Raw genomic sequence first — 15151 nt, 5'->3', positions numbered from 1 at the left:
GTTACATATATTCCTTTAAATCTTCCAGCGGTTCATCGAAATCATCAGACATAACGATCTGACCGACCCAACTACCATAACCATGAGGTTGTTCAAGTTGTTGTTGAGATGATTCAGTTTTTGCGTGTTTTTCAAGTAAATATTTTGCATAATGCAATATCTCTTGTTTGAGAGATTCTGGCATCTTGACAACAGTTTGAAAAATCTCTATATCGATAGTCATGATTTATGTGGAATTTTTACTATGTCATATTCACTAATTATACCGTAATTGCAGTCAAAGGGTATTTAGAATGGTTATCTCGTTTAATCTTGTTTCCAAGCAGAGCCTGGAAATGTCATATCCTGCGGCTGTGTCGCCTCTTGAGAGCAGCCTGAGAGAGCATCCCGAGGTATTCCCAGTCTCTCACTGAACAGGTAAAATACTACTATTGGCGGTAGCAGTTATTTCGGCAGATAGAGGCGCGATCGCCCGCAAATATGAAAATCTAATTACAAGCTCAAAAATATCAAAATAGCGATCGCCCTCAACCCGCCATGTTAGGAACAAATCAACTCAGAACAGCCGCTCTCTTAGGACTCCTAAGCGGCCTTCTCGTTTTAGGAAGTTATTATTTAATCGGCAACGAGCAAGGACTTTACATCGGTTTAGCGCTAGCCGCCTTCTCAAGTTTTAGCTCTTGGTACTATTCCGACACGGCCGCGTTAATGGCTTACCGCGCTCGCCCCATCGCCCGCAGCGAAGCACCAGAAATCTACGATATGGTAGCATCGCTGAGTAAAAAAGCCCAAATTCCAGTACCGAAAATCTTTGTAGTTCCCACTCAATCTCCCAACGCATTCGCCACAGGAAGAGACCCGGAACACGCCACAATAGCAGTTACTGAAGGCATCATGAATTTGCTTTCCCGCGACGAATTGGAAGGCGTTATAGCGCACGAATTGACGCACATCCGCAACCGCGACACTTTGACTCAAGCAGTTGCAGGAACAATTGCGGGTGCAATTACATTTGTCGGGCGAATTCTGACTTTTGGAGCGCTTTACGGCCCGGTAACGCGGGATAGCAGACAAGGCCCGAATCCGTTTGGTTTGCTGTTTTTAATCATTTTAGCACCGCTATCAGCAACCCTAATTCAAATGGCGATTTCTCGGACGAGGGAATTTGCAGCCGACAGCGGTGCGGTGGAAATTACCAATAACCCGATCGGCTTAGCAAACGCCCTGCAAAAATTGGAGAAAATGGGTCATGAAATTCCGATGCACGGCAATCCTGCGATGTCGCCGCTGCTGATTGTGAATCCTTTTTCGACTAAAGGTTTGCAGTCACTTTTCCGAACTCACCCGCCGACAGAGGAGCGCATTCAGCGCCTTTTGGAAATCGCGCAGCAGCAGCAAGGTACTCCAGTTATGGCTTACATAAACGGAGTTTGATCGATCGAAAATGCAGCAAGAATATGGAGAAACCCGGTGTTTTGAAGCAGCCGGGTTTTTGTATGTTTGTAACTAATTAAGGATCGCGAATTAAATAACTTACAATTTTAATTGTTATTGTGGGATGGGCGTCCCGCCCGTCCCACAAACTTGTGGAAGTTATTTAATTCTCATTCCTAAGTATGGCGCTGGCTGTCAAACCCCATGTGTTTTTCTTTTTATCAAACCTTTTGACAACAGCAACATTAACTGTTTGCTCGTTTTGCAACTGACCAGCTAATTCATGAGGAACATACACATTTTCTACAAACCCAAAACCACTTTGATGCAAGCGAAAACGACCAGTTTTACAAGACATACTATCAAAGAGTTTGCCCGATTCGCGTTTCTCCACCGCAAGCACCGTTAGCCGCTCGCCGTTTTTATCAACAGTCAGCGTCACTGGCGCGCCCATTGGCAGATTTAAATTCTTCAGCATTCCCTGATCGGGAGTAACAACTTCTTCAGATCCACTATGAGAATGCAATCCAAATTTGAGCATAATCTTGCCAGTTTTTGCTGCAAAGGTGCCGAGGTAATTAGCATGGAATCGCGGGCAACTTTGCCAAATCACCTTTTCGGCACTAGCAGCTATATTTTCTAACACTTCCTCCGGGTTAGAGAGATTTCCTGCACGATCGTACCAACTAGCCGTCAAGAGATTGCGAAGCGATTGGGGGATTTTCCATCCGTTATTGTTACGAACAGCAAAAGCTCGATAGGCAGCCCATTTAGCCACTTCCCCTTGGCCTCTATTTGCTGCGAGTCGGCTGAGATCCTCAAAAACGCTAACACCAAAATTTTCATCCCTGCAAGTTAAACACGCTTTTGCACAAAGTGCTAACGCTAGTTGAGAATCGGAAGTTTCCACGACTTTAGCTAATGCGTGCCACGCCCAGTAATCGCTACGCTTCTGCTTGACAAAGGAAACCAAAAGTTTTTGAGCTTCTGGCGCTCGCCCCAAACGATTTAGCAATAAAGCCTTGCGATAATTCAGCCATTCCGGTTTTTGAACTTTGGCGCGATCGAGTGCAACATCGATCAATTTAACGGCAAAATTTTGTAATTCTTGTACATCCGGGTAATCTTGAACAGTCAATTCACAAGCAATCTTCCCCACTTCCCTTGCTGTTTTCTCAACCAATGACTCGTAAACTTTACCGTCATTAGCAGTAGAAACCTGAAAATCTTCCGATCCAAAACTGTCAATACCCGCCCATTTTACGAACTTGGGTAAAAACTTGATTTCCTTTTTTAATCGAACAATTTGGGATAGCAAACGACTAAACAGCAAATCTGGTCGAGTCAGCTTGAGTTTGTAATATTCTGCCAATATTTCCCTGAGTTGGCTGACAGATGTCTCTGAATCTATGGATTGAGATTGATTAGCCGTATCTATTAGTTTTTTTACTTTGTCATAGAGAACCCAACCTAAACTGCTAGCCAGGAATTTGTCATTTGGATGTTGTTTTAGCAGTTCGTGCCCTCTCGAATAAGCTTCATCTATGCGTCCAGCTTTTCTCAAATTTTTGATTTCTTCCGTTAAATTTGACATTTTTATAATTCCAGTGCGAGGCGAACTAATTCTGAGATTTGTAAATTTGTGTAGCCGAGCGGCACAACTTGCGTCACAAAAGCATCTCCATCGTAGACAACTTTCAGTTTGAGAGTGTCATGTTCTGATTTGAGATAGTAAAATTGATGGTAGTAGTGGTGTTCAATTCCCCAGATGGCTATTTTGTGTGAGTCTAGTTTTGCTTTTATGATAGCTTGAACTGTTTGCTGAAATTCATTTCCTAATCGCACTTTTGATGTAATAACATCGCGCACTAAAGCGGCAAATTCAATCGGCTCAGATTTTACAGTTTCAATTCGCGTGACCTCAAATTGCCCATTGTAATGCAAGCGAAGACAGCAGGAACATCGACCCTCTTCCGAGGCAAACTCGTAAACTTCCTGATAACTATTATGCTTGTATGAAATTACCTGGATTTGATGGAATCTCAGAATTGCCGCGATATGTAAGTAAAGATTTTTCAAAGGTTTTTCGTGGATAGGGAAAGCCGAAATATTTGCATTCCCTGCTGCTGAATCCGGATCAAATGCAATTAAATCCTTAAATACCACTGAATCGAGCTTGCTTTGACTGTTCTTCCAAGTTGTTTTAAAAAATGGTGTAATTGAGGGAAAATTTAAGAGAAAAAGTTGATTTTGGGAGACAGAAAACAAGGTATAAACCCATCGAAAATAAGCGGCATTTGTTTGTCCCTGGCCGGTATCCATATTTGCGATCGCAGTCTTAAACCGCTGTCCCTGGGCGCGATGTAGAGTCAGCGCGTAGCCAAACCTCAGATGGGCTGCGTTTAAATACGGATCGCTGCGTAGAAACTTTGCTAATTCGCTAGAGTTATCCGATTCGTCTGATTCTATTACCTGTTTCTGCTGTTGTCTAAATCTGCTTTCTGCTGAAACCCGCAGAGCTACAAGTGTGTCCTTGTCAAATTCTGGCTTTTCTGCATACAAATAATCACTAAAGCAGTAAAATTGAACCTCTTTACTGCTCTCAAGTAGCCGTACTCGAAGACGCAGAAAATTTATCTTAAGTGGCTGTTCGCGCCCTTTCAAAGGTTGGATTAAAGGTGAAATATTGGGATAAACTTCTATGACTTCAGCAAAAGAGTTATTTGATATATAAGTTGGATCGGGCTGTTGTCTATCTACTGCGACAGGGCTGTTGTGGATATGTACAATATCACCTGCAACAATCTGTTTACCTAGACCCAAAAACTCTTGTCTAACCTGATTGTTGATGCGGTTAACCGATTCGTTGCTGAAAACTATAAACTTGGTGGATCGGTAATCTTCCTGGAATACGGTTCTCGATACCTCTTCTTCATTTGAGCGATCGACTATTTGGATGCAATTCGAGTCATCGGCGATCGCTGCGAGCTGATTAAATCTGCCACAATGTATACTTTGAGCGATTTGTTGACAATTTTTGACAAACAAATTTTGCTCTTGTCCTGGAAGTATAAAATCAAGATTGATGCGATCGATCTCACCGCCTATCGCAGCCTCCAAGCGCTCGTAACACAGGGCCGATTCCTCCACTTTACCTCTTGTTAGCTGAAACGGATCGCCCAGAAAAATCACCTGTCTTTGAGTTTTATCAATTTCGGTATATTCCAAGAAATCTGTAAGCAGTTGTCCGCTACCGTAACGAAAAACATCATTTTCAAACTGTGAATCCGATATCAAGTGGGCATCACCGACAATGTAAACTTCTTGCTCTGTATCCTGATTTTTGTCCAATCCATAGACAAGCTGATCCTTCTCTACTTTGTAATTTTTTGTGAAGAGATGCGAGTAAATACTCTTTGATTCAACTGGATAAACAGATGCAATCTTACTGTTAGGCGCAAGCACCGAGCAATTTCGCTTTAAGGCTCTAGATGTATCTGAAATCGCTTTTTGCAGAAGATGCAAACCTGTTCCCATCATCCCAGTCACGATTAAAACCTTCTTTGAGGAAGCTAAAAATTGCTCAACGCGATTAACTACAAATTCAAGAGACTTAGGTAACTCAACTTTAGCAGTATCAACTGCTGATAAAGAGTCAGGAATTGCTTTAGTACCCAATCCTGGAGGAATATAATCAGCAATAGAAAAATGTTGAACAATGTCTGCTAAATCTTGCTTAGAAAAATTGATTTCTCGGCTAGTGATTTGAGATAACCGCTGTATTGTACCGGCGAAGTCAACAACATGAAACCACCTTTCAATATTAGGCGATAGCTGTCTTTCGTCAAAGGTAATGGGTTTGTGAAAAAGCACTAACCCAGATATATATCCTAAATTTGGTTTTCTATCTGACGGGAATCTAATTCTTTTTAAACTGTTGAGTAGCGCAAATTTGTTATCTCTGACTTGAATAAATGGATTTGGCTTGCTTCCCCCTTTTACCTCCACGTCACCAGCCAGCCACGGCCCATTTTCTGAAAAAGTAATATTTCCCCCGTAGTCTTTGAAGTCGATGACAGTAATACTGTTTCTTTTCAGAATTGCTGCATCAATTTCGCTTCCTTCACAGTAGAAGTTTCCTAACAGAATTATCAAATCATCCGAATCACCCCACGCCCGTTCCAATTCGTTTAGCAAGCCATCGAATATACGGTTCTCATGGGTTGTCTCGTAAGCGTGCGTTCTATATACCCGAACAGTCATAGCTCGATCGCGTTTAATTTTATTAGCCGAATCTTCTCACAGGTTGAGCACCGTGAGCAATAGTTTTCAGGGAGAAACAGTTTTTCTCAGTGATCCAGTAGCAGAATCAGTTTGTGTGTAGCCTATACGACAAAGTAGCATGGATTGTTGGCTGCTGTCAAAACAGCCTGAATCCCGGCGCGTGCGGGAGGCGCAAACCTATGGTGCGAAGCCAATTTGGCATTCTGATTGTCATGACGGCCGCAAGTCGATCGGCATAAAAGTTATCTCACCGGGTGTAGTGTCCGTTGATACTGGCTAACGGCTGAACTCACCCGGACACTAAAAAACGCAGATGATTTGGACTCATCTGCGTTTGTCCGGTTTAATTAAACAGTCCTGGACGCACTCCGAATAAAGAAACCGGGTTTTTTCCGAATTTGTCGCCTACAGCGCGTCTTCTCAATAAAAACCCGGTTTCTGGACTCTCATGGGTAAGTCCGATTAAACCCTATTAAACTCAAGCCGCCACCTTATCTAAAGGCCGCACTTGACGGAGGAATTCGCGAAGTGCGTCACCTTCCACCACCTCAGTTTCCAACAGTTTCTGCGTAATTGTTTCCAACAATTCCCGATTTGCTTTCAGAATATCCAAAGCTTGCTGATGTGCAGTTTCGACAATTTCCTTCACTTCTTGGTCGATCGCCTCAGCAGTTTGAGCACTCACCGCACGGCGGGCATTTCCCATACCGTCATTGAGGAACATTGATTGTTGACCTCGATCGTAAGCAAGAGGCCCCAAAACCTTACTCATCCCGTAAGTTGTCACCATCCGTTCAGCTAAATCAGTCGCCCTTTGCAAGTCATTTGAAGCGCCAGTAGTAATGCTACCAAACACGACTTCCTCAGCCGATCGCCCGCCCAACAAAGTCGCAATTTGACCGCGCAACTCCGATTCATCTAACAAGAAACGGTCTTCAGTCGGTACCTGCAACGTGTAACCCAAAGCAGCCATACCGCGCGGGACGATCGAGATTTTTGACACTTCGCCGCCGCCCGTCATCGCAGCACCCACCATCGCGTGCCCGACTTCGTGGTAAGCCACAATCTTTTTCTCTTTTTCATTGAGCACCCGGCTTTTCTTTTCCAAGCCGGCCACAACGCGCTCAAACGCCTCAAAAAAGTCTTCCTGCGCTACAGTTAGTCGTTTGTTGCGGGCCGCCAACAAAGCAGCTTCATTGACCAAATTTGCCAAATCTGCGCCCGAAAAACCGGGGGTGCGAGCGGCGACGGCCTTCAAGTCAATATCCGGGCCCAACTTCACTTTTTGAGAGTGAATGTTCAAAATTTCTTCGCGGCCAGATAAATCGGGGCGATCGACTAAAACTTGGCGATCGAAACGGCCAGGGCGTAACAAAGCAGCATCCAAACTTTCCGGGCGGTTAGTTGCAGCCAGCACAATTACCGTAGTATTGCCCGCCGCAAAACCATCCATTTCAGTTAACAATTGATTGAGAGTTTGTTCGCGTTCATCATTCCCACCGAAGCTAGCGTTACTGCTACGAGATTTGCCGATCGCGTCCAATTCATCAATGAAAATAATACAAGGAGCCTGTTTCTTAGCCTGCTCAAATAAATCTCTAACTCTGGCAGAACCAACACCTACAAACAGTTCCACAAACTCCGAACCCGAGATGCTAAAAAACGGCACGCCAGCTTCACCAGCTACTGCTTTTGCTAACAGCGTTTTGCCAGTTCCCGGAGGCCCGACTAACAGCACGCCTTTGGGAATTCTCGCACCAATTGCCGTAAATCTGTCGGGAGTTTTCAGGAATTCAACAACTTCGACTAATTCAGTTTTAGCCTCTTCTACTCCAGCCACATCAGCAAAAGTAATTTTCGCCGATTCGCCTTCTACATAGACCTTAGCTTTGCTTTTGCCCAGCGACAGCGCACCCTGTGGCCCACCGCCCTGTCTGTTCATGAAAAATTGAAAAATCGCCACAAAAATCAGCGGCGGAACTACCCAGCTTAAAACACTGCCGATCCAGCCATTTTTGGAAGGGGGAGTTGCCGCAAATTCAACGCCTTTTTCTTGTAAAAGTTTAGGCAATTCCAGGTCAAAAATCGGCGTAGTTGACAGCACTTGACCGGGTTTATCACCTTCGCCTTTGAGTTGGTAGCGAATTTCATTTTGACCTACCGAAGCTCTGACTACATCTTGTTCTTGTACTTGATGGACGAACAAGCTGTAAGGCACTTGTGGAATTTGGGGGCCGAACAAATTGGGTAAAAAGATGTTTGCCAGCAGAAACAAACTTGAGAGCAATAACAAGACATTGCTAATTTGTCGAAAACGAGGTGGTTGGGGCTGGTCTTTAATGGCCATTGATAACTGTCATCCTTTGATTTAAAGCTGTTTTATTCATTTATTCTCTCATCAATTACCCACACACGGTTAAGCGGATTTCCTCACTCGATCGGGTGGGTTAACCCGCTAGCACGGATTTGCTATTATTAACAATGCTTTTTTTAACGAACCGCGAAGACCCTAATGACACGAAGCAAGAGCCGAGGGTTATAGTATGTAGGGTGCGCCGAATAACACCGACTATTTATGCAGATTCTGGGTTTAATTGAATCATTTCCCAAGTGGTATAAGTGCCGATCGCACCCCAAATCACGTAAGGCAAAAGTAACAAAGCCGCGGTTTGAGAAATCGGCAAAACAGCCAACGTCAATACAGCCCCTAAAATCTCGCCAGCCCCTCCCAAAATTGTCCCTACTTTCAGACTTTTGGCTCTGAGAGTAGCAGGAATATAAGCAACTGTGACAATTTCTAAAAGCAAGTACAAAGCCATCAGCAGCAAAGTTTTAAGGCTCCCTGGCTCCTGTTCCCACACGAAAGTAGCGCTGCCGGCCCCGCAAGCAAAAATCACCGTCCAAATTAACGGAATAGCAGGCTCAAAAAACATCCAATCCGGTCTTTCAAGTTTGACGGCCCAATTAATATCGCGGAGTTTAAAAAACAGAGTTCCGAAGGCGACTGAGAAAGTCACGCCCCCGATAATCATCCAAGATTCAATCATGGTTTTCAACTTTCCAATTGCTCGATCGCTCATTAAGTCGATCGTGCCAACTTAAAGCCGAACTTAGATCCGCCTTTAGTAATAACTTTTTTGACATACTCCCCGGCCATCAGGCACGGGGATTCTAAGGTCAAACAGCAATTGCAGGCTCTCGCCCGTCTGACATCGCCTAACTTAGCGGTTGATGCCCCAACCGCACAAATATTTTTGGCGGCATTTTCATCCCGCCCATTTAGTAATTGGCAGGACGGACAACGCCATTCTCTCACTGATAAATCTAGTTTTTCCAGAACATGACTGCAATGAAAGCAAGTCTTGCTCGATGGATACCAACGGTCGATAAAAATGATTTGTTTACCTTTCTTCGTCGCCACCCATCCCAGAATTTGCAGGAATTCCCCAAATGCTAAATCTAAAATTTTCCGTCCCCAGAGGCGTTGCATTCCCTTCAGGTTCAACGTCTCAAAGCACAGCACGTCAAACTGATCTGTTAGTTTATGTGCCAGCTTCCAGAACCAGTCAGAGCGCCGATTCACCACATCCTCATGCTGGCGAACAAGATGCTTTCTAGCGCGTTCCCGATTGGCTGAACCTTTCTGTTTATGAGAGTGCTGGCGACTCGCTTTCTGGATGGCATTAAGCGACTGTTTGAGGAATTGAGGCGATTCGATTTTGGCAGCATCCGAGACGGTGAGGAACGTTTTTAAACCAAAGTCAAATCCAGCGATTCTACTCGTCTCGAATTTGCTTTCTGACTCCGAAACGCTATCAACAACCACAACCATAAACAACTCACCTAATGTCGTGCGTTTAATGGTTAAAGTTTTGACTGTTCCCTCAATTTCTCTCGATTTCCAATATTGATACACTTTCTGCCCAATCTTGAGCCGATTGCCACCTAAAAACTTGTATCCAGCCTGTTTTAAGGTGAAAGACTTATATTTCTTTACTTTCTTGAATCCCGGCGCCCTCACTCCTTTTTGATGATGTTTGAAAAACAACTGGTAGGCTTTCTCAATGCGCTGGCAGATATCCTGCACAGCTTGAGCTCCAACCAACTGCCAGAACGGATTGCGCTTCCGCAGTTTGGCAATATGAGCCTGAAGTTTGGCGCAGTTCAAATGCTTAGCCCACATCCGGTAGTACCGTTTATGGAGTGCTATACAATGGTTATAAATTACCCCGGCAGCATTGATGGTTCGCTTGAGGTATTTATTTCGCTTATGATTGTATAGTTTGAACTTCAGAGTCTTCATACTATTATTGTATAGTCAAAATGTTCTCATGGGGGACTCAGAGAAAATAAAATACAATAAAATAAAAAGCCGTCCTAGAAGGACGGGGCTTTAGACCCATTAATTTCGGTAAAGCCCGATGCAATTATTGCTAACCGCCCGACACATTTTTAGCAAACTCATCGCGTCCAGACTCCAAATTAGCTGGAACGCCGTTAGGGTAATTTTGCGCGATTAAAGCTTGCAATTTTTGCACTCGGTTTTCAGGGTTGGGGTGAGAACTCAAAAACTCCGGCGGCGCTTCGCCCTTCCTAGCGGCACCGAGGATTTGCATCACCTCAACAATACCTCTAGGATCGTAACCAGCTTCAGTCATAAACCGAAAACCGAGCCGATCGCTCTCAAGTTCATCCGATCTACCGTACCGCAAACCGACAACTTGATTGACAGCTTGAGCAATTAATGCTGCCTGCTGCCCGCCCCCGCGATCGTCGCTAGTAGCCACCCCAACCGCCGTTACCAAAGCCCTGCCCAACTGCTGTTTTGCCAAGTGTTCCGCACCGTGGCGGGCGACAACGTGACCGGCTTCGTGCCCGAGTATAGCGGCCAACTGAGCCTCCGAATTCAGCCGCCCCAGCAGCCCCGCAGTAATGAAAACTTGTCCCCCCGGTAAAGCAAAAGCATTCACAGTTTGGGCGTCTCGCAGCAGGTGGAATTCAAACGGATAACCCGCTTGTTTCGCCACCGAACCGTTGATAACTCGTGCTCCTACTCGATCGAGATACTGCTGAATACTTTGGCTGGGATAAAGCCCCCCGTGCTTGGCGGCCATTTGATCTCGCGCCTGCAATCCCAAAACTATCTCTTGGCGGGGAGAAAGCTGCACCCGCTGTCTCTCTCCTGTTACCGGATTTTCTACGTCGTTTGTAAAATAGGTGATTGCCCCAAAAAATGCCATTAACAGCCCGATCGCGGCTCGAAATAAAAATTTATTCACAAGCTTTTACCTAAAAAGTTTCGCGATTAGAATACTATGGTGACAGCTTTCTCGACATCTGTCTGAAGTATCAAGAATGGAAAGTTGTTAGAGTTTTTTGAGATAATTTGCGAACAAGGCTTTTTTTTAACGAACCGCGAAGGCGCGAAGGACACGAAGGAAGGGAAGAAGGTTATAGTTATTAAATTGGTTAAACTGAGATGTTGCACCATTGTCAGCAACAGGCTTTCCGGCCTGTTCCACAAAGAATAGATTTTCTTGTGGAACAGGCCGGAAAGCCTGTTCCGAAAAGGCTAATTGAGAATGGTGCAACATATGAGTTAAATCTCTTGAATCCACTACAAAATCAGTTGCCGAACTTCCTTCGCAATATGTTCCAAGCTACTCGCCGCCGCCTCGCTATTTGGTACACTGCCGTTACTGCCGTATTATTACTTGTATTCGCCACAGGTTTCTATTTCTACGTCCGCACTACTTTGATCGATCGCATTGATGACACCCTCAATCATGTTGTCGAAGTAATAGAGCGAACTCTCGTTATCGAACCGCTCAAAATCCCTAATACCACAGATAAAAATAAATTGCAAGTTAATATTCAAGCCAGTTTTCGAGATAGCACCGATGCAGTAGAAGACGACCACATAGATTTAGAATGGTTCAGTCCTACGGGCGAATTGCTGTGGTCTACATTATCGGAACCGCTGAATATTCCCATTCACGCTAACCGCACCGGCGAAACAGTTTGGATAATTAATAATGAGTTGCAGTCAGCTCAAAACTATTCTCTCAGACAAGTAACCCAGCGAGTACAAATCGGCAGGCAAGTTCTGGGATATTTGCGAGTCAGTCATCCTTGGTTTGAAGTGACAAAACCCATCCGCCAATTAATTCTTGATTTGATTTTGGGCGCGAGTTTAACTCTAATTTGCGTGGCGGCGATTGGCTGGCTGCTGTCGGGATTGGCAATGGCACCGGTGCGAGAGTCTTACGGGCGTCTCAAACAGTTTACCGCCGACGCTTCTCACGAACTCAGAAATCCGATCGCCACTATTCAAACTAACGTCCAAGTAGCTTTGGCGGAACCGGATATCGAACCGCAGCAACACCAACAGCTACAAGTTATCGAACGCCTCACCCGCCGTTTGGGGCGCTTGGTTGACGATTTGCTGTTTTTAGCCAGACAAGACAGCGGTATCGTGCAACAGCAGTGGATTGAAGTTCCCCTCGATGCTTTGCTGATGGAGGTAATTGAAGAACAACAGGCGATCGCCACTACCCAAAATCTCTCTCTTTCTTTGGAAATTGTCGATCAGCCCAACGCTGAGGACAACTTTACACTGTTGGGCGACTGGGATCAACTAGCCCGACTCTTTACCAATATAGTCAGCAACGCCGTGCAGTACACACCCTCTGGCGGAGAAATAGAAGTAGAATTGCAACTTGCAGCCAAAAACAAAAGAAATTCGCCGATCTTAAATCCAGCCCTGCAAATAAAAGTAACAGACACCGGCATCGGAATTTCCCCAGAAGCCCTGCCACATTTATTCGATCGATTCTACCGCGCAGATCCCGCCCGCACCCATCGCAGCGCCGCCGGTTCCGGCTTAGGATTAGCAATCGCCAAAGCAATTGTCGAAAATCACCGGGGCCAAATCCGCATAGACAGCCAAGTCGATCGAGGTACAGCCGTTACCGTCACCCTCCCCGCCCACAAATCAGAAGCATCCCACCTCTAAAACTTCCCCTCCTCCTCTGCGCCCTCTGCGCCCTCTGCGGTAAAAAAAAATCTCCCCCTCAAGCCTGATTCTTCTTACCTCTGGCCCAAACCAAGCTATTAAAATTCAATTCCCGCATAGATTAACATGAACTTTGTTAGACAACCTCGATCGAACTTGTGAGGAGTTATTTATGTTTCGCCACAATCTACCGTTTAAAAAAATCAGCTTGCTAGCAGCCACCGGCGTCGGTTTACTCGTTAGTCTCGCAACAATTTCCCACGCCGGCGGCCCCCCGCCCCAACAAGGAAAACCCGTTTCCCAACCCGCAGAGACTCCCGCAGCCACTGAAGAACCCGTCAGCGAACCAACTCCGGCTGCGAGTCCGGGCCCCAGCGGGATGCCCTCTACACCAACAGACGCGCCTGCCCGCTTCCCCATGCCCAGTGCGCGAGTTACGCCTGCCGAAGGCATGATAGTAATTAAACTGGTGAATACCACCAATGCCGTCATCAATTATCAAATCGTAGGCGTCACCCAGCCGCGCACTCTGGGCGAACAATCGGAAATTTTGCTTCAAGCCATCCAAGTGCCCATCACCATCACTTATCAGCGCCCAGACGGCGGATTGCTGCTGGTTCGCCCCCAAGCAACCGCGATGCCGGGAATGTTGCAAGTCAGTTTCGGCGCGACAACTGAGTTGGAGGCTGATACAAAATCGCTGCAAATTCAGGAAGATGGCAAGGTAATTTTGAATTAGTTTAACTGTTGACTGTTGACTGTTGACTGTTGACTGTTGACTGTTACCATTCGTGTCAACTTAAGACTCAAATCCATAATCAATATCGTTTATAGTTGAGTTTAGAGCCCCCTAACCTCCCTTAATAAGGGGGGAAAAGAGTATTCTTACCTCCCCTCTAACTCCCATTAATAAAGGGGAAAGAGCATTCAAAGTCAACCCCTACTCCCCACCGATCGGGGGGATTTAGGGGGATCGAAACTTCGATACAAACGAGATATACACAGGGTTTTAGTATTAGGTTGACACCGATGGGCTGTTACTAATTTACAATTCCCAATTCCCAGTCAACCGTCACTCGCCGAGTAACAACGGAGGTAACTTAGTAAAAGGTAAATCCTCGTTGATTGCATCAATTTCTTCCTGTTCTCTTTCGTTGATTTGACCGATATAAGACTTGAGAATTTGGGCAAGACGGTTGTTATAAAATCGGTGCAAACTATAATTGGGCGTAGCTGGAAAGCCACGCCGTTTTTTGTGCCGCCCGCCGGCACCGGGATCGAAGCTTTGGATGCCCCGATCGATCGCCCATTCGATCGGCGTATAGTAACAAGCATCGAAGTGCAAGCAGTCGATTTCCTGCAAACTTCCCCAATAACGCCCGTACAGTCGATCGCCCTTATACAAACAAAAAGACATACCCATCGGCTGTCTCTCATCTTCCTTGTCGTAGGCGGCTACAAATAAAACTCGATCGCGGTAATTGTGGTGCAACTGTTCAAAAAATCGCTTAGTCAGATACTTGCTTCCCCACCAACCAAATTTGTCGCAAGTATTCTCATAAAAAGCATACATTTGAGCAAACATGGCTTGGGGAATTTCATCGCCAGTCAGCGTTTTTACCAACAAACCAGCTTGATCGACTGCTTTGCGTTCGCGCTTGATATTGCGGCGCTGGTTGGCATTAAATGCGCCTAAATAATTGTCAAAATTTTGATAGCCTTGATTTTGCCAAATATAGCTGTGGTGCAACCAAGCGCTGAAACCGTGGCGTTCCATGCGCTGCCGCCATTCTGGATCGACATAAAGGAAATTGCAGCCGGAGATATTGTGGCGATCGCAAAAATGGTCGATCGCGCTTACCATTACTCCGGTTAACTCGTCTTCATCTTCCCCCTCGGCAATCAAAAACCGATAGCCTTCAGCCGGAGTAAACGGCGTCATTCCCATCAATTTGGGATAATATTGAATACCCAAACGTTGAGCTAAATCCGCCCACTGATTATCGAATACAAATTCGCCGTAGCTGTGGCTTTTGACATAAAGTGGCGCGCAAGCAATCAACTGTTTGTCTCGCCACACAGTCAAGTGATGCGGTAGCCAACCGGTTTTACCTGTCGCAGAGCCCGATACTTCGAGATTGTTCAGCCAATCCCATTCGAGAAATGGAGTTTTTAGTGGCATCGCCAGGGCATCCCACGACGCTTGCGGGATTTCGCCTATTTTGCTAATCCAGGCTACAGAATATTGAGGTTTTGGCTGTTTCAGCATAGGGAGACTTGTGCGTAGAGCGAACTTCATCGAGACTTACGCAGAGATCCCCCTAAATCCCCCTTAAAAAGGGGGACTTTGAGAATACTCTTGTCCCCCCCTTCTTAAGGGGGGTTAGGGGGGATCGAGCTTTGAGACTCTCAATGCGT

Annotated in this window: 12 protein-coding genes; 4 read left to right on the top strand and 8 right to left on the bottom strand. The window is 45.6% G+C overall.

The window, feature by feature from the left end; genetic code table 11:
- Position 1: 1 nt before the first annotated feature.
- Positions 2–223: a type II toxin-antitoxin system VapB family antitoxin gene (gene vapB / locus QT984_RS13555; RefSeq protein WP_333053971.1), complete on the bottom strand. Its 222-nt coding sequence runs from the start codon at positions 221–223 to the stop codon at positions 2–4.
- Between the two features lie 314 nt (positions 224–537).
- On the opposite strand from vapB, the gene QT984_RS13550 reads away from it, so the two are divergent.
- The gene (locus tag QT984_RS13550; protein WP_333209402.1) at positions 538–1434 is read left to right on the top strand and encodes a M48 family metalloprotease; all 897 of its coding nucleotides are present in this window, start codon (positions 538–540) and stop codon (positions 1432–1434) included.
- A gap of 163 nt (positions 1435–1597) precedes the next feature.
- Here the strand turns inward: QT984_RS13550 and QT984_RS13545 are convergent, their stop codons facing one another.
- Positions 1598–3028 carry a DUF7017 domain-containing protein gene (locus tag QT984_RS13545; RefSeq protein ID WP_333271175.1) on the bottom strand — a complete coding sequence of 477 codons (1431 nt, stop codon included), beginning with the start codon at positions 3026–3028 and terminating at the stop codon, positions 1598–1600.
- 2 nt (positions 3029–3030) lie between these two features.
- Positions 3031–5697, bottom strand: coding sequence for an NERD domain-containing protein (locus QT984_RS13540; RefSeq protein ID WP_333271172.1), 2667 nt, complete (start codon positions 5695–5697; stop codon positions 3031–3033).
- 139 nt (positions 5698–5836) lie between these two features.
- On the opposite strand from QT984_RS13540, the gene QT984_RS13535 reads away from it, so the two are divergent.
- Positions 5837–5998: a hypothetical protein gene (locus tag QT984_RS13535; RefSeq protein WP_333271169.1), complete on the top strand. Its 162-nt coding sequence runs from the start codon at positions 5837–5839 to the stop codon at positions 5996–5998.
- 198 nt (positions 5999–6196) lie between these two features.
- Here the strand turns inward: QT984_RS13535 and ftsH4 are convergent, their stop codons facing one another.
- From ftsH4 to QT984_RS13515, 4 genes are all read right to left on the bottom strand, one after another.
- Positions 6197–8065, bottom strand: coding sequence for an ATP-dependent zinc metalloprotease FtsH4 (gene ftsH4, locus QT984_RS13530; protein WP_333374179.1), 1869 nt, complete (start codon positions 8063–8065; stop codon positions 6197–6199).
- A gap of 226 nt (positions 8066–8291) precedes the next feature.
- A complete protein-coding gene (locus QT984_RS13525; protein ID WP_333374177.1) occupies positions 8292–8798 on the bottom strand; it encodes a tryptophan-rich sensory protein in 507 nt (168 codons plus the stop codon).
- Positions 8798–10021, bottom strand: coding sequence for a transposase (locus tag QT984_RS13520; RefSeq protein WP_333053985.1), 1224 nt, complete (start codon positions 10019–10021; stop codon positions 8798–8800). The genes QT984_RS13525 and QT984_RS13520 overlap by 1 nt, the downstream gene beginning before the upstream one ends.
- Positions 10022–10151: 130 nt before the next feature.
- Positions 10152–10997, bottom strand: coding sequence for a M48 family metallopeptidase (locus tag QT984_RS13515; protein WP_333053986.1), 846 nt, complete (start codon positions 10995–10997; stop codon positions 10152–10154).
- Between the two features lie 371 nt (positions 10998–11368).
- Here QT984_RS13515 and QT984_RS13510 point away from each other — a divergent pair, with 371 nt between their 5' ends.
- Together QT984_RS13510 and QT984_RS13505 are read left to right on the top strand one after the other, a co-directional pair.
- Complete coding sequence (locus QT984_RS13510; RefSeq protein WP_333054089.1) at positions 11369–12733, top strand: ATP-binding protein; 1365 nt, start codon at positions 11369–11371, stop codon at positions 12731–12733.
- A gap of 172 nt (positions 12734–12905) precedes the next feature.
- Positions 12906–13472 (top strand): hypothetical protein, encoded by a 567-nt coding sequence (locus QT984_RS13505; protein WP_333053987.1) that lies wholly within the window; start codon positions 12906–12908, stop codon positions 13470–13472.
- 333 nt (positions 13473–13805) lie between these two features.
- On the opposite strand, the gene QT984_RS13500 is transcribed toward QT984_RS13505, so the two are convergent.
- On the bottom strand, positions 13806–15002 hold the full coding sequence (locus QT984_RS13500; protein WP_333209412.1) for a GNAT family N-acetyltransferase: 1197 nt from the start codon (positions 15000–15002) through the stop codon (positions 13806–13808).
- Positions 15003–15151: the final 149 nt, after the last annotated feature.

It is taken from the genome of Microcoleus sp. Z1_B2, assembly GCF_036700325.1.
Taxonomy (GTDB): Bacteria; Cyanobacteriota; Cyanobacteriia; order Cyanobacteriales; family Microcoleaceae; genus Microcoleus.
This window is presented reverse-complemented; position numbering and strand designations above follow the sequence as displayed.

Coding starts and splice junctions, on each gene's coding strand:
- QT984_RS13505 (WP_333053987.1), top strand. CDS start 12,906: ATGTTTCGCCACAATCTACCGTTTAAAAAAATCAGCTTGCTAGCAGCC.
- QT984_RS13535 (WP_333271169.1), top strand. CDS start 5,837: ATGGATTGTTGGCTGCTGTCAAAACAGCCTGAATCCCGGCGCGTGCGG.
- QT984_RS13540 (WP_333271172.1), bottom strand. CDS start 5,697: ATGACTGTTCGGGTATATAGAACGCACGCTTACGAGACAACCCATGAG.
- QT984_RS13550 (WP_333209402.1), top strand. CDS start 538: ATGTTAGGAACAAATCAACTCAGAACAGCCGCTCTCTTAGGACTCCTA.
- vapB (WP_333053971.1), bottom strand. CDS start 223: ATGACTATCGATATAGAGATTTTTCAAACTGTTGTCAAGATGCCAGAA.
- QT984_RS13500 (WP_333209412.1), bottom strand. CDS start 15,002: ATGCTGAAACAGCCAAAACCTCAATATTCTGTAGCCTGGATTAGCAAA.
- ftsH4 (WP_333374179.1), bottom strand. CDS start 8,065: ATGGCCATTAAAGACCAGCCCCAACCACCTCGTTTTCGACAAATTAGC.
- QT984_RS13520 (WP_333053985.1), bottom strand. CDS start 10,021: ATGAAGACTCTGAAGTTCAAACTATACAATCATAAGCGAAATAAATAC.
- QT984_RS13545 (WP_333271175.1), bottom strand. CDS start 3,028: ATGTCAAATTTAACGGAAGAAATCAAAAATTTGAGAAAAGCTGGACGC.
- QT984_RS13510 (WP_333054089.1), top strand. CDS start 11,369: ATGTTCCAAGCTACTCGCCGCCGCCTCGCTATTTGGTACACTGCCGTT.
- QT984_RS13525 (WP_333374177.1), bottom strand. CDS start 8,798: ATGAGCGATCGAGCAATTGGAAAGTTGAAAACCATGATTGAATCTTGG.